This is a genomic window from Streptomyces sp. NPDC002566, assembly GCF_042889585.1.
GTDB lineage: Bacteria > Actinomycetota > Actinomycetes > Streptomycetales > Streptomycetaceae > Streptomyces.
On the sequence record NZ_JBIARD010000007.1, the window covers coordinates 97,361 to 115,988 of the forward strand.

Genomic DNA, 18,628 nt, shown 5'->3' on the forward strand with positions numbered 1-18,628 from the left:
GACCCTGACCGACTCCTCGAGCCGGAAAGCAGTGGGCAAGGGGCCGATCAGTAATATTCCGGGCATGGCTGAATCACGCTCGACCAAGGAGTTGCTCCAAGACGGTGGGGACGCGCCGGTCGGCGCGGGATGAGAGCGAGCTCTCCGTCAGTCGGTCCTGCCGATGAGCGGGCGAACCGATTCCGCTTATGCCGCGCAATGCCGGCAGTCATCGATGCGGCTCGCGCTCAGCTCCCTCTCGGCACGGGCGACGGCTTGTGCGTGGTCCGGAGCGGCAGGGTCGAAGAGGAAAGCTCCGATACTGCCGCTGTGCGCGATCTGCGGTCCGGCGGTGCCCGCGCCTTGGGCCACGCCCACGAGGTCGTCGAAGCGCGGCACGCAAGGACTCGATGAGCCGGCCCTCTCGATGGAACGAAGAGCACCATCTCGTCGAACATGAGGGGATTGCCGCGGACTTGGCCTGAACCGCCGGCCGGGCCACCCTCGCGTGGTCACGTTCCCCGCCGAAGGCGTAGAGCACGGCCCGGACGGACGCCGCGACAGCGCTGGCCGAGGACCCGAAGCCGAGGCTCACCTCGATGTTGCTCTCCACGGGGAGTACCCCTCGGAGCGGAGGAATCCCCAGGTCGGAGGCGGTCAGCAGCGCAGCGCGATGCTCCTTGGTCTTCCACTCCGGGGTGACCGTCAGATCGGCCGCGCGCTCGTCTAGTTCGACTGTCGCCTCCGAGGTGAACAGCCGGTACGGGAGCGTGGCCAGCCATCGGCAGAGCCTGCCGCCGGACATGGTGAAGACACCCTGCAGTTCGCCGTGATGCCCCGGAGGCGACCCCGTGCCCCGCCGCCCGCCCCCCGGCGGACGCGCGGGTACTGCATGTTCTGCGTCCTGACTCAACTGAATCCCCCGTTGTTCCCGTTACGCGGCGGCCACTGTCAGGCGTCGGGCCCGTCCATGGCTGACACCAGACTCGCCGGCCTCACGTCGGTCCAGGTGGCGGTGATGTGGTCAAGACAGCTCTGCCGATCCGAAGGACCGAAAAACGACGTTGCAGCCCGCCGGCGCATCTGCGAATACCGGCCACAGAGGGTACTGCCTCTCGTTGTTGACTACGTCCAGATATTGGACGCTATCGAACTGGAAAGGTTCGCTCACTTCTGATCCCCCGTCATGCAGCTGGGCCTGGATGCTGGCATTCCGCCTCGAAGGTCACCGGGTCTGTGACCGGCATCAGCGCGAGAAATACACGGAATCTTCGTGCCGTGTTTGATTCCTATCAGGTAGCAACTCGTTGTGTCCACGGTCGAATTTCCAGCCACGTTCCGTCACCCCGCTTCCATACTCATCGTGATCACACTCCGAGCCATATGTCCACTTCAGCCACCTTCAGCGAGGCCGTCGAACACCGCAGAGTGGATCACCCGATGCCGTACCGGCGCGTAACATATGGCTGGCTCAAGACTTTCACCCGTGACCGCGGAGAGAGTGCTGCTACTTTCGAAACCATCTTTCAGTTCGTTTACATAAGAGTGGCGGTGAACGGGGTCACGGGGGGGTATCGCGCACAGCTCCAGCGCTCGGCAGAGCATCTCGTGCCGACTCTGCGCGCTCAGCCGATGAAAGTGTCACTGCATACGGCGGGTGCGACACCAGAACGCACGTCAAGGTTTAAAGGCTGTCCCGTAACCGCAGATTGCGGCAGGTGCCGGGCTGTTCCCTGTGCTGGGCGCCATTGAGCGGCGCGGGCGTTGTCAGTGGGTGAGGGCACACTGACGGCATGAGCGCCTCTTCGTCCACCGCAGCCGACGCGTCCCACACCTCGCCTGTCTGGGTGGAGTCGATGGGCGGGCCTTTGATCGCCATCCCCGTCTCCGCTCTGGCTTCATGGCGCGGATGCACGGAGAGCGGGGTCATGGCGGGAGACGCCACCGCTCCAGACGACTACGACCGAGCCTGTGCGGTGGACGATCTGGCCGGTGTGATCACCGTCGGCGAGAACGGTGCGCAGGCACTGGTGCTGGCGGACGAGCTGGCCACCAGCTGCTACCTGCCCGGGCGTCGCGCCTTCCTGCGGTGGCTTGCCGCCGACTCCGAGGCCGGGCTGAAGGCCGCAGCAGAGGCTGTCCTCGCAGACCCGGCCACCGAGTGGGAGGGGTGCGGCACATGGGTGTCGGATGGTCCGGCCGTGCTCATGGACTCCGCTGAAGCAGGTCCCGCACTGGGCATCGAGTACCCCGGCGGCGGGATGCCCGCCCAGGCACCGGTCCCACTGTCCGCCGGCCGCTGGAGGGTTCGAGCCACCCACACCAAGGCGGACGAGGGAAACTGGGTCGGCCTGGTCCAGCTCCTGCCGATCGAATGACGCAGCGTCCTACGACACGTCGAAGCGCCGGGGAGAACGACCACCAGAAGAACCCCGTCGCGCGGATCGGCGGTGACCCGGTCGTGGACGCCACCGGCGTACGACTGCGAGCCGAAGCCGCGGACCGCGAGAACCGGGATACCCGCGTCGGCGAGCCATCCGGTCAGCTGCTGGCGCAAGGTGCCCTTCTCCACCGCGACGTACAGGGCGTGCTCCGGCCCCTCAGTGCGGTCGAGGCGGGTCCAGTTTCACTGACACGACCGCAGTGAGGCCCTCGCCGATCCGGTCGGCGCCGGGGCCGGCGTCCTGTGCTGTCAGCAGGCCCCGCCCGCGTGCCCAGGCGGTGACCGCGGCCGCCACCCCGTCGTGAAAGCCGTCCACGTGCGTGCCGCCCTCACGGGTGAGCCGGCTGTTGGCGAAGCTGCGCAACCGCTCCTCACGCGAGCCGCCCCACATGAGGGCGACCTCCATCGTGCCCGCCGCTCGACGTTCGTCGGTCAGCGAGATCTCCAAGCCCAGGTTGAGGAAGGCAATTTGCCGGAAGCGCTCCGCCAGCACGGCGAACGAGCACCGCGTCGTCTCGAAGATCTCGGCGTCCGGCCAGAAGGCGACGGTCGTCCCGCTTGTGCGTGCAGGGCCCACGGCGGCGGGCGGGGCGAGAGCGACGCCACGGGCGTGCTCCTGAACGCGGCGGACTCCCCCGCACCGCACCTCGGCCGTCAGCCGGCTGGACAGGGCGTTGACGACGCAGAGCCCCACACTGAAGTGGCCCACGAGCGCGATGTGCCGACCATCGGGCTCCGGCCCGGCCCGCAGGCTCGTCAGCAGAGCTTCGAGGCCCAGGACACTGCCATCCCCGGCGTCCCCTGGTCGGACTGACCGGGTCGGGCAAGACCACGTACGCGCGGCGGCTGCAGCCGTCCGGGGCGGTGCGGCTGTCGGTGGATGAACGGGTTCACGACCGGCACGGCCGCTACGGCGTCGACTACCCGGAGCGGGCCTACTTCGCGCTGGAGGCGCCGGTGGTGGCCGAGGTTCGCGAGGAGTTGGTCGCTCTGGTCGCGGCCGGACGGGATGTGGTGCTGGATCACGGGCTGTGGATGGGCTCGGACCGCGAGGAGTGGAAGGTAGCTGGTCATCGAAGCGGGCGGTACGCCCGCCTGCCGTACTTCCCCGTCGACCGCGCGGAGCTGCTGCGGCGTCTGGCGGAGCGCAACGAGCGCAAGGACGCGCTGATCCTCTCCCCTGGAGGCGCTGGACGACTTCCACGCCGGGTTCGAGCCCCCTCAGACGGGGACGAGGAGATCATCGAGCGCGACTCGTTCTGACCCGGCGCCGGGGGCGGTGGCCGCCAGGTGGCGAACAGCCGGGTGGCCGCCGCCTCCCACCGGTCGGGGACGGCTCCGAGGGAGACGGGCCGGAAGTTCAGCTCCTCAGCGGACTTTCACGGCTCTCTTAAGGCTTCTTGAAGATGACCTTCGAATGGAAGTCTCCGCCCTGGCCGGGTCCTAGGCTCTCGAACACCCCCCACAGATCCGGTGGTCGCGATCGCGACCACCGGATACGGGGCCGCATCAGCCGACCGACAGACCGAGGTGTCCTGCATGGGTTCCCGCCGAGCCGCTCGCTCGTCCCGCTTCCCCGCCCGCCCCCGCAGTGGGCCGAAAACGCGCGGTCCCGCGCTGGCCGTGGGAGCCGTCGCTGCGATCGCGGGCGTCGGGATCACCGTGGCCGTCGTCAGCGGCGAGGACGGCCACGCCTCGGACCGGGTGGTTGCGAACAGCACTCACAGGACGCCGGGCGCCGGGGTCGCCGCCGACAGTGCGGCGCCGCTCACCTCTGCTTCGGCGAGCCCGAGCACCACGGCGAGCAGCTCGCCGAGCGCGAAGCCGAAGGAGAAGCGGAAGCAATCGGCGAGCCCGACCACCCCCGCACGGAAGACGACCGTCCCCGTGTCGAAGGCACCTGCGGGGACGACGGCGAAAAGTGCTGGCGGCGGGTCGGCGAGCGGTTCCGGCGGCACACGGCCGCGCAGCACCGGACCGGACTCCCGGTCGGGTGCGGAGTCCGGTGGCGGGCCCGAGGCCCAGGTGCTCGCGCTGGTCAACAAGGAGCGGGCCTCGGCAGGCTGCTCACCGGTCACGGCGAACGACCGGCTCACCCAGGCCGCCGACGACTACAGCGACGTCATGGCGAGCAGCGGCGTGATGTCCCACACCGGCCCCGACGGTTCGACGATGACGAGCCGGGTCGAGGCCGCGGGGTACCAGTGGTCGACCCTGGGCGAGAACATAGCCCGGGGCCAGGCGGACGCCGCCTCGGTGATGAAGTCCTGGATGGACAGCCCCGGGCACCGCGCGAACATACTGAACTGCTCCTTCAAGGAGCTGGGCGTGGGCGTCCACTTCGGCGACGGCGGCCCCTGGTGGACGCAGGACTTCGGCGCTCGTCGCTGACCCGATCACCGTATCCCGCCGCCGGTCCCGCCCGCGTCGGCCAGCACGAACGACACCCGCACCCGGGCGCCGCCCAAGGGCGCCCGCGTTATCGTCAGTTCGCCGTCCGCCGCGCGGGACGCCCGGGCCACGATGTCCAGGCCCAGACCCGTCGAACCTCCGACGCTCACACCCCGCGTGAGCGCTGCGTCGGGGTCCGCCACGCCCGGTCCCGCGTCGTCGACCGTGAGGAACACGTGCCGATCCGCCCGCTCCACGCGCACGGCGAAGGCGGTGCCCTCCGGGGTGTGCCGGAAGACATTGCCGACCAGGGCGTCGACGACGGCCGCGAGGTCGTCCTCGGGGAAGGCCACGGGCACCGATCGCGGCGTGAGGGAGCGCTCGTAGGGTCGTCCTTGCTGGGTAGCGAGGACCGACCAGAAGTCCAGGCGCATGGCGACCACCTCGGCGACGTCGCACGCCTTCGCCGCGCCAGCCGCCGCACGGGCCGACTGCGCCGACGCCAGCGGTGTACGTGCCGCGGCGATGATCGAGTCCAGTTCGCTCTCCAGCTGGCCGGCCGCCTCCGAGACCCGTCGGGCGCTGGGCGTCGACCCCATCCGGTCGGCCTCCAGGTAGAGAGCGGTCAACGGGGTGCGCAGCCGGTGCGAGAGGTCGGCGACCAGCTCGCGTTCCACGGCGAGCAGGTCGAGGACGCGGTCGGCCATGGTGTTGAACGCCGCACCGGCTTCCTGCAGTTCGGGCGGGCCGTCGGGTTCGACCCGCACGTCCAGATCGCCGGAGCCGAGAGCCAGTGAGGCGCGTTTGAGGCTGCGCGACGAGCGGACGACGCGGGCGCCGAGCCGGTCGGCGACGAGTACCGAACCGCCGACCAGACCCAGCGCGAGCAGCGCCATGACACCCCAGGAAGCGACCACGCCCCGGGTGAGGTCTGCGACGGGCACGAAGGCTTCCACGACCGCGACCCGGTCGCCCTGCAGGACGACGGGCTGGAGGTAGACCCAGCCGCCGGCGGTGTCCACGGCCAGCGTCTCGCGCCCGCGCACGGCTCGGTCGAGTGCGGCCCGGGGCGCGTGCGGGGCGCCGACGAAGTCGCCGTCGGGCAGACGTACAACGAGCTGGTCGGAGGAGCCGAGTTCGGCGACGGCCTGCTGCACGTCGGCGCGCCGGGTGGTGAGGGCGAGCACCGGAGACAGGGCGGACGCCCGCTGCTCGGCGGCCGTGGTGGCCCGGTCCCGTACCTGTTCGCGCACGAGGAGGGCGAGGGGGATGAGGAAGGACAGGGCCACCATCGAGGTGACGGCCAGGGCGATTCCGGCGAGGGCACGTCTCATGGCGAGCTGACCAACTTGATGCCCAGGCCGCGAACCGTGCGCAAGTAACGGGGATTTCGGGGCTTCTCTCCCATTTTACGGCGGAGCGCGGAGAGGTGGACGTCGACCGTCTGGTCCTCGAGGTACGGCTGCTGCCACACCTCTGCGAGTATGCGCTGCCGAGTGACGACCTGGTCGGCGTGGTCGGCGAGGTAGGCGAGCAGATCGAACTCGCGGCGGGTCAGGGGCAGTTCCCGGCCGTCCAGGTGCGCGGTGCGCGCGGTCGGGTCGATGCGCAGGTCCGCCACCCGCAGGACGGGCCGCCGGGCAGCCTGTACGTCGGCCGGCACGGACCGGCGCAGCACGGCGGCGAGCCGGGCGGCGAGCTGGCCGCCGGAGAACGGCTTGACCAGGTAGTCGTCGGCCCCCGCGTTGAGCAGCCGGATGATCTCGCTCTCGTCGTCACGGGCGGTGGCGACCAGGACCGGCAGGCGGGAAATGCCCCGGATCATGCGCAGCACGTCGAGGCCGTCGAGATCGGGCAGCCCCAGGTCGAGCACCACGATGTCCGGCGGGCTCTGGGTGATCTCGCGCAGTGCCTCGAAACCCTGGTGGGTGGTCCTGACCGCGTAGCCGTGCCCGGTCAGGACTTCGATCAGCGCGGCCCGGATGACGGGGTCGTCCTCGACGACAAGTACGGAGGCCATGAGCAGGCACGTTAGCCGGTCCGTCAGTATGGTGTCGTGTCCCGCCTCCTGCGCTACCTGATCATATGGCTGGCCTGCACGGCAGCCAGTGTGACCGCTGTCATCCTCACGATTCACTTCGTGGTGGGGTCGACCCGGCCGACCGCGCCGGTCGCGCAGTCCGCGCCGAGTGAGCCCCTCAAGCCCCCGCGGCCCAGCCCCACCACCGCGAAACCCTCCCCGAGTCCGTCGGCGAGCAGCCGCAGGCCCAGCCCGCCGCCCCGGAGCAGCGAGCCGGTGACCGATCCCAGCCCGACGCCACCGCCGACGCCCACCGCGCGCACCAGTCCCCGGGGAGCGCCGACCGGCGGGGACGGCTCGGGGTGCCAGGAAGGTGGTGCCGGCGTCTATACGGTGCCGTCCCAGGGCGGCAAGGCGACCGTGCGGTTCGGCGACGACGCGGTGTGCCTGATCTCGGCGGTGCCGAACCGGGGATTCACGGTGACTACGAGCCGGACAGAGGCGCAGTCGCTCACGGTGACGTTCTCGGCGAGCCGCCACCGGTCGGAGATCACCGCCACGGTCCAGCCGCAGAGCCGGGCCGAGGTCCGCGAGGTGTCGTGGTGACGCCCCCAGTACCCCGACTTCGTGATCTACCCGGTTGCGGGGGCAGCGAGTCGTCGCTGGTAGCGGCTGCGCGGGTCTGTGGCTTGGTGGTGTCCACGCCAGTTCAACCAGTGCAGCAGGCTGCGCGGGGATGTGTCGGTGAGCTCAGCAGGGTGTCGGGGGGGGGCGGATGACGGGAACGGTCAGGGGCCCGGCCCACTGCGCCCGCTGCCGGGGCCTCACCCGAGGCGGACGGGAGCCGTCCGAGGCCCCGGCCCGAGCGCGTGACCCACTCACACGAGCACGCCCGGCTGCGCATCCAAAGGGGCCGCCACCCGCGAAAAAGGGTCGAGACCCCGCACCGTACGGAGGCTCCTTTCGAAGGGATGATCCCCATGAACTCCCGATTCCCCGTCGCCCTCGCAGCCTCCGCCGCCGCCTGCGCCCTGGCCCTCGGCTCGGCCGCCCCGGCCCTGGCCGACCAGCAGGACAAGGCCATGGTGTCCGTCTTCCACGGCATCCCCGGACTGACCGTGGACGTGTACGCCAACGGCGACGAGCTGCTCAGCGACTTCAAGCCCGGCACCGTGACGAACCCGCAGTCCCTCGACGCCGGAACCTACGACATCAAGATCTTCGAAGCGGGCAAGGGGCCGGAGGGGACTCCGGCCCTGGAGGAGAAGGTCGAGGTGCCCGAGGGCGGGAACGCCACGGTCGCCGCGCACCTCTCCGCCGACGGCAAGCCCCAGTTGACGGCCTTCACCAACGACGTCTCCAATGTCGACGTCGGCAAGGCGCGTCTGACGGTCCGCCATGTTGCGGCTGCTCCCGCAGTGGACGTCCGGGCCGGCGGTCGACCCGTCTTCACCGACCTGACGAACCCGAAGCAGGACACCGCCGAGGTCGATGCGGGCACAGTCGACGCCGAGGTGGTGCTCGCCGGGACGGACACCGTGGCCATCGGCCCCGTCGACCTGCCCCTGAAGGAGGGCACCAGCAACGTCGTCTACGCGTGGGGCAGCGCCGGCGACAAGAACCTGGCCCTGGCGACCCAGTCGTTCAGCGGCATGGCATCGGCCCCCCGGGGCGTCAACGCGGGTGGCATCGGCGCTGCGGTCACCCCGAACCCCTCCGGCATGTGGCCGGCGCGGCCGGGGTGGTCACGGTGACGGTCGTCCTGACGGCCCGCCACTTCGCCGGCCGGCGGGGGTGACGGCAGGCGTCGGCGCCCAGGCCCGATCGTGGCGGCTGCCGCGCATGGCAGTCGCCATCGGTCTCACGCACGGGCCCGCCGCCGGAACAGCCCCCGCTCCCACGGGACTTCGGGGCAACCCCGTCGGACCGTCCCGCCTCCACGGCCGCCGCACCGCAACGGCCCGCGGAAGCACTGTCGAAGCCGCCGCCACCCGCCGCGCCGCAGCATGGCCCACCCCTACAGATCCTGGTGGACGACGTGGACCTCGACGCGCGCGTCACCCCGGTGGGCGTGACGAAGCGGGGCGAAATGACCGTTCCCGACGACCCGGCCACGGCCGGCTGGTACCGCCCCCTTCAGAGGGTGTTACGGGCGCGGAATGCGCTGGGGCTCACGCCTCGATGGCGTTTGAAGGCGGCGCTGAACCCGAAGGCGTCGGCGTAGCCGACAGACTTGGCGATCTGAGCCATGGAGGAGTCGGTCTCGGACAGGAGTGCCTCAGCCTCGGCCATACGGCATTCGGTGAGGTAGGTCAGTGGCGAGCGCCCCATCACCTTGGTGAAGCGTTTGGCGAACAGGGCTCGGGAGACACCGGATTCGGTGGCGAGTGCCTCTACCGTCCATCTCCTGGAGGGCCGGGCGTGGAAGGCTTCGAGAGCAGGAGCGAGGATCGCGTCGGCCAGGCCGCGATACCAGTCGGGGGCTTCCGAGCCCGCCCGATCGAACCAGGTACGCAGAGTGCACACCAGTGCCCAGTCCAGCAGTCGGTCCATCAGGGCCTGGGAGCCGGCCGCGCGCACGGCGGCATCGGCGGCGGCCGTCTCCAGCCAGGCGCAGACCTCCGTGTCCTCGTTGATCACGAGTACGGGTGGCAACGCGCGGAGCAGTCGTTCATGGCGATGACCCGAGGCGCGGTATGCGCCCACGATCAGTGCGGTTGCTCCGTCCGGTTCGTTGCCCCAGCGGATGCCGCCGAGGTCTTGGGCAGTGCATTCGGCATCCGCGGCGAAGCACGCGATCTCGTACTCGATGTGTGGGCGGTCCAGAGTGGAAGGCTGGTCCATGAGGTGAAACGTGTCGGGACCGCGCACGATGGCCGTGTCGCCGACACCGACCGCGTGTTCGGCGCCGTCGGGCATCAGCAGGATGCCACCGCCCCGCAGCACGCTGACCATCGTGAGCGGGGCGTCGTCGACGAAGCGGATGCTCCAAGGGGCTTCCAGCACGGCGTGGGTGACGGTCGAGCCCTCGGCCCGGATGCCGCTGAGCAGCGCACTCAAAGGATCCACGGAGGCCATCGTAGACGAACTCCTATGCGCCGGAGCTTTTCCTCTATGGATCGTCTAATGGATCACGGGTGTACTGGACCGGCCGAACTGACCGAGACCAGCCAGGAGAAGCCGTGTCGCACCGCAACGACTCAGCGGGGACCGCCCTTGTGGTCGTCGCACACCACCGCGCCGATTCCCTCACCGCGCACACCGCGCGCCGTACCACCGCGCGGCTCGAGACCGCCGGCTATCGCGTCGACCTGCTCGACTTGCACGCCGAAGGGTTCGACCCGCGGATGAACGTGGCGGACCAGCCGGACTGGGGCAACCGGGAGAAGCCGTACTCGGACGAAGTCCAGGCCCATATGCAGCGCGTTCTTCACGCCGATGTCGTCGTCGCCGTGTTCCCCGTTTACTGGCAGAACGTACCTGCCCTCCTCAAGGGCTGGATCGATCGCGTGTGGAACTACGGATTCGCCTACGGCCGCAGCAAGCCCCGCTTGGCGGGCAAGCGCATGCTGTGGCTGGGCCTGGCCGGCGCCACCTCCGATGACCCCGTCACAGAGGGAATGCAGGCCCTGTTGGAGACCAACTTGAGCGAGGGCATCGCGTATTACTGCGGATTCTCCTACTCGTCCGTCGCCCTTCTCCCCGACGCGGAGGAGCGCCCGCAGCGCATCGATGCCGAGGGCAATCTGCTGGTCGGTGAGGCGGTTGCGGGAGCCGAACGCGAGGCGCAGTATGCCGAGTTCGACCGCCGTGCGCAGAAGGCCGTGGAAGGGTTTCTCGCAGCGGAGCAGGCGGCGGCCTGAGGGGCCGACACCGCTCCCGCGCTGCCAGGGTGCTGTGCAGGTTCCGGTGATCAACACGGTCGCAGGCCTTGTCCGCGTGCAGGTGCTGGGGCTCTGCGTACCGGCACGATCGGGGTCGTGTCGCGCTTGGTGACCCTCGACCTTGGGCTTCAGCCCTTCGCGGGCGACACACCAGGCCAGCCACCACCCCGTACACCAACAAGCCCCTCTGCAAGCGTCAGCTGCCCGACGTGTCGCGCGGTCGATGGCGGCGGCGGCCGGAGCCGTGTTCAGGCTCGGATCCGGCCACCGCCCGGACAGCGGTGGACACGGCGGGCGGGTACGGCCGGGCAAGGCGCGGGCGGACGCAGCGGTTGCCTGCCCTCGCAGGGACTGCCTGGCCTGCGCGGGAGACGGAGGGCGGCCGAACGGGGCCGAGGGGCGGTTGAGCCGGCAAGCCGCCGGGCGTCGTGCCGTCGAGGCCGCGGGCGCCAAGCCGGCGGGGCCTGATCCGGCTCCGATCCACGGCCGGGAACCGAGCCCCTACCGGGGGTCGAGGGCGCGGATGAGGTCGATGCCGTGACCGAGGTTGTCCAGACGCGCGGCGAGGGTGTCGCCCGCCGGGTAGAGGCGGACGGTGTCCACTCCCGCGGTGCGCCAGTCCTCGAGCCGGGCGCGGACCATCTCCTCGGTCCCGATCAGAGTGGTGGCCAGGACCATCTCGTCGGTGATGAGGCCGGTGGCGCCGTCGCGGTCCCCGGCCTGCCAGCGTTCACGGACCTGGGCGGCGACGTCGGCCCAGCCCTGGCGGCTGTAGGCGTCGTTGTAGAAGTTGGTCGAGCCGGAGCCCATCCCGCCCAGCGAGAACGCCAGTTCCTTCTTGCGGCTGCCGACGACGCCGGCCAGCAGGCCCTCGTCGGGGACGATGTTGATCTCGGCGCCCTGGCAGATGTCGAGGTCGGTCCGGGTACGGCCGTTTCGGGCCAGCCCGGTGTCGATGTGGGTGAAGTAGGCGTCGGCGCCTTCGGGGACGAAGCTGGTGCCCAGCCAGCCGTCGGCGATCTCGCCGGTGAGTTCGAGCATCTTGGGCGACAGTGCGGCCAGGTAGATCGGCACCTGCACCGGCTCCAGGCTGAGCCGCATCGGGCGGCCCTCGCCGTCGGGGAGGGGGATGGTGTACTGGCGGCCCTGGAAGGCGATCTTCTCGCCGGTGAAGGCGGCGCGGATGATCTCGACGGTCTCCCGCATCCGGGTCAGCGGGCGCGCGAACGGGATGCCGTGCAGGCCTTCGATGACCTGCGGCCCGGAGGCGCCGAGGCCGAGGCGGAACCGGCCGTCGGTCAGGTGCGCGAGGGTCATCGCGGTCTGCGCGATGGTGACCGGGGAGCGGGTGCCGAGTTGGATGACCCCGGAGCCGAGCAGGAGCGTCTCGGTACGGGCCGCCAGATAGCCCAGCGGCGAGGGGGCATCGCTCCCCCAAGCTTCGGCCACCCAGCAGATGTCCAGGCCGAGCTTCTCGGCCTCCAGGACGAACTCGGCGGTCTCGCGCCAGTTTCCGCCGGAGCCTTCGATGGTGGTCGCGGTGCGCATCACTTCTCCCGTTCGGCGAGGTCTTTGAGGGTGGCGAGGTTGGACTTGATGCCGGCCTCGAACTCGCGCAGCCGGACGAACACGATCTTCTGCTCCTTGTCGGGCATGGCCTCGATCGCGACGCTCAGCCCGGACCGGGCCGGTCCGAGCTGGGCCCACTGCTCCAGCAGCGTGCCGGTGTCCTGCGGGTGCAGCGTGAACCGCCAGATGCTCATCGGGTGGGCGGGGTCGCCCACCGCCCACCCGAACCGGCGCGGCTCCTCGCAGTCGACGATGGTGCTGACCGTCTCCCAGTTGCCCAGGGCGTGGTGAGCGCTGCGCCCGCGGAACCGGTGGCCCGCGCAGGGACCGGTCGCGCCGTCGAGCCATTCGACGTGCTGGAGCTCGGCGCTGAGCTCGGGCATCAGGTGGATGTCGCTCACGTACCTCCACAACCGCTCGGGCGGCGCGTCGATGTAGGCGCTGGCGGACACCGTCGGGGTGTCCGCGTAGACCTGTCCCGTCCATTCCATGGCACCGGACTCCTTCCCCTCGATGACCTGCATGGTTGCGCATTAAGACTCACTCGCGCAAGAGGCGAACGACTCAGCTGTCTGCTGAGTTTCGTTGAAAGACTCGTATCATCGGTGCATGAGGCGTACGTCGTTCGCGAACTGGCCCTGCTCGGTGGCCCAGACCATGGATCTGCTCGGCGACCGGTGGACCCCCCTGGTGCTGCGGGAGGCGTTCTACGGGATCCGCCGGTTCGACGAGTTCCAGCAGGAGCTGGGGATCGCCCGCAACACGCTGTCCGAACGGCTGCGCAGGCTGGTGGAGGCGGGCCTGCTCGAGAAGCGCGTCTACGAGACGCAGCCCGTCCGCCACGAGTACCTGCTGACCGAGTCCGGCCGCGACTTCTACGGCGTCATCGTCGCCATGACGAGCTGGGGCGACCGGTGGCTGGCGGACGAGGCCGGCCCACCGGTGGTCACCCGCCACGAGACCTGCGGCCACGACGCCCACGGCGAGGTGGTCTGCTCGCACTGCAAGGAGCCGCTGGCCTGGGAGGACGTCACCCCGCGCCCCGGCCCCGGCTACCCGCCCAAGCTGCTCGGGCGTCCGGACATCCGGCGACGGTTCAAGCTGGACGAGCCGGAGCAGCCGACCTCGGCAGCGGACTGACCCCGACCCGGCCGACAGGCGGGGCGCGGTCGTCCAGGAGCCGGCCGGCGATGGCGTCCAACTGCCGGGCGGGGCTGCCGAGCAGCGCGCGCCTGGTCCGTGCCCGCTTGAGCAGGACATGCGCGCTCGCCTCCCAGGTGAAGCCCATACCGCCGTGCGTCCGCAGGTTGTCGGCGCTCGCCGCGTCGGCGGCGTCTCCCGCCGCCTGCACGGCGAGGCGCGCGGCGTCGGGATCGCCGGTTGTCACCGCCCAGTGCGCCGGCAGCCGCGCGGCGTCGGTCTGGGCGTGCCGGTCGGCCAGGGTGTGCTTGACGGCCTGAACGAGCCGATCGGACGCCCGAACTGGTGCCGCTCCTTGGCGTAGGTGACCGCCGCGTCCACCGATTCCTGTGCCAGGCCCACCAGTTCGGCCGCGAACAGCGTCCGGACCGCCGCGAGGGTCCGGTCGTCGAACTCCCCCGGCCCCAGCACCTGCGCGTCGACGGCGCTCAGCTCGATCGCGGCGACCTGCTCGACGACGTCCAGTCCGGCACGCGCCGCCCGCCGAACGCCGGGCCCGTTCAGCCGTAGCGTCACCGGTGACCCGCCCGCGACGGCGAGGAGCACGTCGGCGTCCCGGCCGTACGGTACGGCCGTCAGCGCACCGCTCACCTGGCCGTTCTCCAGGCGCAGCGCGTCGGTCCGGTGCCGGTCGACGAGCGTGCGGGGGAAGGTCTCCCAGGCCGGCACCACCAGCAGTGAGCCGTCGGTGATCCCCTCAGGACGTCGGCGCCGGGACCGCTCCCCTCGCCGCCGTTCACCTCGGCCCACACTGCGGCCGCGACGGCGGCCGGAAGGTAGGGCACGGGCGGCAGCGTGGCCCCGGCCTGCTCGGTGACGAGCGCGGCCTCCAGCAGACCGAACCCCGTCCCGCCCAGCCGCTCGGGGATCGTCATGCCCAGCGGGCCGAGACCGGCCAGCTCCCGCCACAGGCCCCGGCCCGGCCCGGCCTCGTACCGAATGCGGGCGGGAAGGCGCGCCGCGGCGCTGGCCAGTCGGGCCCCGTTTCCCGCCCCTCCCCGCGACGGAAACCCCAATTCCCTTGCCTCGGCTCTTACTTCACCCCTTGACGCCATTGGTCCATACCTTTAGGTTCACGGGTCAGCCATGCACCGTCCGACGCACTCACCGCTCATGAGGTGAACGCGCCGGGTGCCACCCCCCATGTGAAAGGCCACCCCCTTCATGGCCAGACCCCTCTCCGCAGCCGTCTTCACAGCTGTGCTGGGCCTCTCCGCGTGCCTGCTCACCGCCTCCCCGGCCGAGGCCGCCACCGGCGCCATCACCGGCCTGGCCGGAAAGTGCCTCGACGTCGCCGGCGCCGACTCCGCCGACGGCACACCCGTCCAGCTCTACGACTGCAACGGCACGAACGCCCAGCAGTGGACCGTCGGCAGCGACGGCACCGTCCGCGCCCTCGGCAAGTGCCTGGACGTGGCGGGCAATTCGACCGCCGACGGCGCCAAGGGACAGCTGTGGACCTGTACCGGCGGCCCGAACCAGAAGTGGACCGTCACCGCCGCCCGCGACATCGTCAACCCGCAGGCGGACAAGTGCCTGGACGTCACCGACAACAACTCCGCCAACGGCACCCGGACACAGATCTGGAGCTGCGGCGGCGGCGCCAACCAGAAGTGGACCGCACCCGCGAGCGGTGGCGACGGAACCTCGTCCGGATTCGTGGTGAGCGAGGCGCAGTTCAACCAGATGTTCCCGAGCCGGAGCCCGTTCTACACCTACAGCGGACTCACCGCCGCCCTCGGCGCGTACCCCGGCTTCGCCACCACCGGCAGCGACACGGTGAAGAAGCAGGAGGCCGCGGCGTTCCTCGCCAACGTCAGCCACGAGACCGGCGGGCTGGTGCACGTGGTCGAGCAGAACACCGCCAACTACCCGCACTACTGTGACTGGAGCCAGTGGTACGGCTGCCCGGCCGGCCAGGCGGCGTACTACGGGCGCGGTCCGATCCAGCTCAGCTGGAACTTCAACTACAAGGCCGCGGGCGACGCGCTCGGCATCGACCTGCTGGGCAACCCCTGGCAGGTGGAGAACAACGCCTCCGTCGCCTGGAAGACCGGCCTGTGGTACTGGAACACCCAGTCCGGCCCCGGCTCCATGACCGGCCACAACGCCATGGTGAACGGCGCCGGATTCGGCCAGACCATCCGCAGCATCAACGGCTCCCTCGAATGCGACGGCCGCAACCCCGCCCAGGTGCAGAGCCGCGTCAACGCCTACCAGAAGTTCACGCAGATCCTCGGTGTCCCCCCGGGCAACAACCTGTACTGCTGAGCACACCCCTACAGATCCTTTCTCCTGCGCTCACGCACAAGGAGTTGACGTGCGCAGCCCCCGTCCCGGACAAGAAGTCCCAGCGTCACGGCGCCTGCCGGAAGGCGTCCGCGGCGCCTGCGCCGGTCCACCCCGGCCGCCGCCCTCACCGCGTTGGCCATCGTGCTGACGCTCCCGGCCCGAGCCGATGCCGCCGTCCTGCAGTCGCTTCCTCATTCGACTTCTCCTGCGGATGGGCGATTTCACGACGGTCGACGCTTCACCTCTTGACGGCAATGGTCCGAACCTTTAGCTTCACGCCTTGATCGAAGCCTTACGAATCTGCTCAACTTCCCGTGTCGTCGGCGGTGTTGGGCATTCGTTGCTGTCACCCCCCATGCGAAAGGCCGCCTGCACATGGCCAGACTTTTTCCTGCCTCCACTCCTGCGCGCGCCACTGTGAGACCCCTGTCTTCTTCTTCGCGTGCCGCCACAGCCCCGCCCGGCCGCCGCAGACTCGCCGCGGTTGCCCTGGTCACCGCGGCCGGGGCGTCGTGCCTGACGGCCGTTCCCTCGCATGCCGCCTCACCCGCCGCCGCGTCCGCGCGGGCAGCGGCAGCCCTGCCCAGCGTCTGGGCCACCGTCATGAGCGCCGCGAGCGGCAGATGCCTGGACGCCAAGGCGGCCGACACCGCCAACGGCACCGTCGTCCAGCAGTACGGCTGCAACGACACCACCGCCCAGCAGTGGAGCTTCACCGCCACGAGCGACGGTTACGTCCGTATCAACAGCCGCAACGACGTGAGTCAGGTCGTCGACGTGGCTGACTTCTCCACGGCTGACAGCGCACCCGTCCACCTGTGGGCATACGGCGGCGGCGCCAACCAGCAGTGGCTGCCCGTCGACGACGGCGGCGGCGCTTACCACTTCGTCAACCGCAACAGCGGCAAGTGCCTTGACGTGCCCGCCGCGTCGACCGCGGACAGCGTGCAGCTGCAGCAGTACACCTGCAACGGCAGCGCGGCCCAGCGCTTCCAGGTCGTCCCGGTGGCCCCGTCGTCGGGCGATCCCGACCTCGGCCCGAACGTCGTCGTCTTCGACCCGTCGATGTCGTCCTCGGCGATCCAGGGCAAGCTGAATTCGATCTTCCGGCAGCAGGAGACCAACCAGTTCGGCTCGCAGCGCCATGCCGTGCTGTTCAAGCCCGGGGCCTACAGCGCGGACGTCAACGTCGGCTTCTACACGCAGGTGCTGGGGCTCGGCCTGTCGCCCGACGCCGTGACCGTCAACGGGGCGGTGCACGCCGAGGCCGACTGGTTCCAGGGCAACGCCACCCAGAACTTCTGGCGCGGCGCCGAGAACCTGTCCGTCAACCCGACGGGCGGCGCGGACCGCTGGGCTGTCTCGCAGGCCGCGTCATACCGGCGGATGCATCTGCGCGGCAACCTCGCCTTGGACGACGGCGGCTGGTCCAGCGGCGGCTACCTCGCCGACAGCAAGGTCGACGGCCAGGTCGACTCGGGCAGCCAGCAGCAGTGGCTGACCCGCAACTCCCAGCTCGGCAGCTGGACCGGATCCAACTGGAACATGGTCTTCGTCGGCAGCCAGGGCGTGCCGTCCACCACCTTCCCGAGGCCGCCGTACACGACGGTGGCCCAGAGCCCGGTCACGCGGGAGAAGCCGTTCCTGTACGTGGACGGCAACGGCGCCTACCAGGTGTTCGTGCCGTCGGTGCGCACCAACTCCACGGCCACCAGCTGGGCGAACGGCACGCCGCCGGGAACCTCCCTGTCCCTGGACACGTTCTACATCGTGAAAGCGGGCGCGACCGCCGCGCAGATCAACGCCGCCCTGGCCGCGGGCAAGAACCTCCTCGTCACCCCCGGCGTCTACCACCTGAACCAGACGCTGAACGTGACCCGTCCCGACACGGTGGTCCTCGGCCTGGGCCTGGCCACCTTCGTCCCGGACAACGGCATCACCGCCATGAAGGTGGCCGACGTCGACGGCGTGAAGATCGCCGGCCTGCTCTTCGACGCGGGGACGACCAACTCCCCGAGTCTGCTGGAGGTCGGTCCGAACGGCTCCTCCGCCTCCCACTCGGCCGACCCGACCTCCCTGCACGACGTGTACGTCCGCGTCGGCGGCGCGGGCGTCGGCAAGGCCACCACCGGTCTGGTCGTCAACAGCGACAACGTCATCGGCGACCACATGTGGATCTGGCGCGCCGACCACGGCAGCGGGGTCGGCTGGACCAGCAACAGCTCCGACACCGGCCTGATCGTCAACGGCGACAATGTGACGATGTACGGCCTGTTCGTCGAGCACTTCCAGAAGTACCAGACCGTCTGGAACGGCAACGGCGGTCGCACGTACTTCTACCAGAACGAGATGCCCTACGACCCGCCCAACCAGGCGGCATGGATGAACGGCTCCACGCAGGGCTACGCGGCCTACAAGGTCGCCGACTCGGTCACCGGCCACCAGGCCTACGGCCTCGGCAGCTACTGCTACTTCAACGTCAACCCGAGCGTGACGGCCGCACACGCCATCGAGGCACCGAACAACGCCGGGGTCCGTTTCACCGGCATGGTCACGGTCTCGCTCGGCGGCACCGGCACCATCAGCCACGTCATCAACAACACGGGCGGCCCGTCGAACTCCACGACCAACGTGGCGAACCTGACCAGCTACCCGTGAGCCACACCCCACCCCGGCAGCCCACCCGGCCGCCGGGGTGACGGCCTCCCGCCGGCCGTCGGGCCCTCCCACGGTCGACCGTTGCCCGTACGGCGACTCCATCAGACCCAGCGCAGACCAGAATGTGGCCGGCGCACTCGACTGCTTGAGGGCGTGTGTGGCCGGCTCCCGCATCCCACCCTTGTGATCAAC

At 70.2% G+C, this 18,628-nt stretch carries 20 protein-coding genes and 1 pseudogene; 9 read left to right on the forward strand and 12 right to left on the reverse strand.

Annotated features, from left to right (window positions below):
- Positions 1-208: 208 nt before the first annotated feature.
- The gene (locus ACFYXA_RS27190; protein ID WP_389037456.1) at positions 209-784 is read right to left on the reverse strand and encodes a hypothetical protein; all 576 of its coding nucleotides are present in this window, start codon (positions 782-784) and stop codon (positions 209-211) included.
- A 219-nt stretch (positions 785-1,003) separates the two neighbouring features.
- The gene (locus ACFYXA_RS27195; RefSeq protein WP_389037459.1) at positions 1,004-1,150 is read right to left on the reverse strand and encodes an MbtH family NRPS accessory protein; all 147 of its coding nucleotides are present in this window, start codon (positions 1,148-1,150) and stop codon (positions 1,004-1,006) included.
- A 622-nt stretch (positions 1,151-1,772) separates the two neighbouring features.
- On the opposite strand from ACFYXA_RS27195, the gene ACFYXA_RS27200 reads away from it, so the two are divergent.
- On the forward strand, positions 1,773-2,357 hold the full coding sequence (locus tag ACFYXA_RS27200; protein WP_389037462.1) for an Imm21 family immunity protein: 585 nt from the start codon (positions 1,773-1,775) through the stop codon (positions 2,355-2,357).
- A gap of 222 nt (positions 2,358-2,579) precedes the next feature.
- Here ACFYXA_RS27200 and ACFYXA_RS27205 read toward each other — a convergent pair whose 3' ends face one another.
- Complete coding sequence (locus ACFYXA_RS27205; RefSeq protein WP_389037465.1) at positions 2,580-3,131, reverse strand: hypothetical protein; 552 nt, start codon at positions 3,129-3,131, stop codon at positions 2,580-2,582.
- Between the two features lie 137 nt (positions 3,132-3,268).
- Here ACFYXA_RS27205 and ACFYXA_RS27210 point away from each other — a divergent pair, with 137 nt between their 5' ends.
- Positions 3,269-3,685 carry an AAA family ATPase gene (locus ACFYXA_RS27210; RefSeq protein WP_389038264.1) on the forward strand — a complete coding sequence of 139 codons (417 nt, stop codon included), beginning with the start codon at positions 3,269-3,271 and terminating at the stop codon, positions 3,683-3,685.
- Positions 3,686-4,143: 458 nt separating this feature from the next.
- Here the strand turns inward: ACFYXA_RS27210 and ACFYXA_RS27215 are convergent, their stop codons facing one another.
- Positions 4,144-4,395, reverse strand: a complete 252-nt coding sequence (locus ACFYXA_RS27215) for a hypothetical protein (protein ID WP_389037468.1) — start codon at positions 4,393-4,395, stop codon at positions 4,144-4,146.
- 52 nt (positions 4,396-4,447) lie between these two features.
- On the opposite strand from ACFYXA_RS27215, the gene ACFYXA_RS27220 reads away from it, so the two are divergent.
- Positions 4,448-4,813, forward strand: a complete 366-nt coding sequence (locus ACFYXA_RS27220; protein WP_389037471.1) for a CAP domain-containing protein — start codon at positions 4,448-4,450, stop codon at positions 4,811-4,813.
- A gap of 5 nt (positions 4,814-4,818) precedes the next feature.
- Here ACFYXA_RS27220 and ACFYXA_RS27225 read toward each other — a convergent pair whose 3' ends face one another.
- From ACFYXA_RS27225 to ACFYXA_RS27235, 3 genes are all read right to left on the reverse strand, one after another.
- Positions 4,819-6,147 carry a sensor histidine kinase gene (locus ACFYXA_RS27225; RefSeq protein WP_389037475.1) on the reverse strand — a complete coding sequence of 443 codons (1,329 nt, stop codon included), beginning with the start codon at positions 6,145-6,147 and terminating at the stop codon, positions 4,819-4,821.
- A complete protein-coding gene (locus ACFYXA_RS27230; RefSeq protein ID WP_389037479.1) occupies positions 6,144-6,833 on the reverse strand; it encodes a response regulator transcription factor in 690 nt (229 codons plus the stop codon). The genes ACFYXA_RS27225 and ACFYXA_RS27230 overlap by 4 nt, the downstream gene beginning before the upstream one ends.
- Before the next feature lie 113 nt (positions 6,834-6,946).
- On the reverse strand, positions 6,947-7,147 hold the full coding sequence (locus tag ACFYXA_RS27235) for a hypothetical protein (RefSeq protein ID WP_352245594.1): 201 nt from the start codon (positions 7,145-7,147) through the stop codon (positions 6,947-6,949).
- A gap of 79 nt (positions 7,148-7,226) precedes the next feature.
- Between ACFYXA_RS27235 and ACFYXA_RS27240 the strand changes: the two genes are divergently transcribed.
- Entirely contained in the window at positions 7,227-7,439 is a 213-nt protein-coding gene (locus tag ACFYXA_RS27240) for a hypothetical protein (RefSeq protein WP_389037482.1), read from the forward strand.
- Between the two features lie 374 nt (positions 7,440-7,813).
- Positions 7,814-8,587 (forward strand): DUF4397 domain-containing protein, encoded by a 774-nt coding sequence (locus ACFYXA_RS27245; RefSeq protein ID WP_389037485.1) that lies wholly within the window; start codon positions 7,814-7,816, stop codon positions 8,585-8,587.
- 382 nt (positions 8,588-8,969) lie between these two features.
- On the opposite strand, the gene ACFYXA_RS27250 is transcribed toward ACFYXA_RS27245, so the two are convergent.
- Complete coding sequence (locus tag ACFYXA_RS27250; protein ID WP_389037488.1) at positions 8,970-9,911, reverse strand: AraC family transcriptional regulator; 942 nt, start codon at positions 9,909-9,911, stop codon at positions 8,970-8,972.
- A gap of 104 nt (positions 9,912-10,015) precedes the next feature.
- Here ACFYXA_RS27250 and ACFYXA_RS27255 point away from each other — a divergent pair, with 104 nt between their 5' ends.
- Positions 10,016-10,696, forward strand: a complete 681-nt coding sequence (locus ACFYXA_RS27255; RefSeq protein WP_389037491.1) for an NAD(P)H oxidoreductase — start codon at positions 10,016-10,018, stop codon at positions 10,694-10,696.
- A 522-nt stretch (positions 10,697-11,218) separates the two neighbouring features.
- Here the strand turns inward: ACFYXA_RS27255 and ACFYXA_RS27260 are convergent.
- Positions 11,219-12,265, reverse strand: coding sequence for an LLM class flavin-dependent oxidoreductase (locus ACFYXA_RS27260; RefSeq protein ID WP_389037494.1), 1,047 nt, complete (start codon positions 12,263-12,265; stop codon positions 11,219-11,221).
- A complete protein-coding gene (locus ACFYXA_RS27265; protein WP_389037497.1) occupies positions 12,265-12,777 on the reverse strand; it encodes an SRPBCC family protein in 513 nt (170 codons plus the stop codon). Before ACFYXA_RS27265 ends, ACFYXA_RS27260 begins: the two co-directional genes overlap by 1 nt.
- Before the next feature lie 118 nt (positions 12,778-12,895).
- Between ACFYXA_RS27265 and ACFYXA_RS27270 the strand changes: the two genes are divergently transcribed.
- Positions 12,896-13,426: a winged helix-turn-helix transcriptional regulator gene (locus ACFYXA_RS27270; protein WP_389037500.1), complete on the forward strand. Its 531-nt coding sequence runs from the start codon at positions 12,896-12,898 to the stop codon at positions 13,424-13,426.
- Here ACFYXA_RS27270 and ACFYXA_RS27275 read toward each other — a convergent pair.
- Together ACFYXA_RS27275 and ACFYXA_RS27280 are read right to left on the reverse strand one after the other, a co-directional pair.
- A pseudogene (locus ACFYXA_RS27275) lies at positions 13,383-14,158 on the reverse strand (acyl-CoA dehydrogenase family protein). The gene ACFYXA_RS27270 and the pseudogene ACFYXA_RS27275 overlap by 44 nt on opposite strands.
- Positions 14,074-14,541 (reverse strand): acyl-CoA dehydrogenase family protein, encoded by a 468-nt coding sequence (locus tag ACFYXA_RS27280; protein WP_389037503.1) that lies wholly within the window; start codon positions 14,539-14,541, stop codon positions 14,074-14,076. The pseudogene ACFYXA_RS27275 and the gene ACFYXA_RS27280 overlap by 85 nt, the downstream one beginning before the upstream one ends.
- 109 nt (positions 14,542-14,650) lie before the next feature.
- Here ACFYXA_RS27280 and ACFYXA_RS27285 point away from each other — a divergent pair, with 109 nt between their 5' ends.
- Together ACFYXA_RS27285 and ACFYXA_RS27290 are read left to right on the forward strand one after the other, a co-directional pair.
- Positions 14,651-15,757, forward strand: a complete 1,107-nt coding sequence (locus ACFYXA_RS27285) for a lectin (RefSeq protein WP_389037506.1) — start codon at positions 14,651-14,653, stop codon at positions 15,755-15,757.
- A gap of 624 nt (positions 15,758-16,381) precedes the next feature.
- Positions 16,382-18,436, forward strand: coding sequence for an RICIN domain-containing protein (locus tag ACFYXA_RS27290; protein ID WP_389037509.1), 2,055 nt, complete (start codon positions 16,382-16,384; stop codon positions 18,434-18,436).
- Positions 18,437-18,628 lie beyond the last annotated feature (192 nt).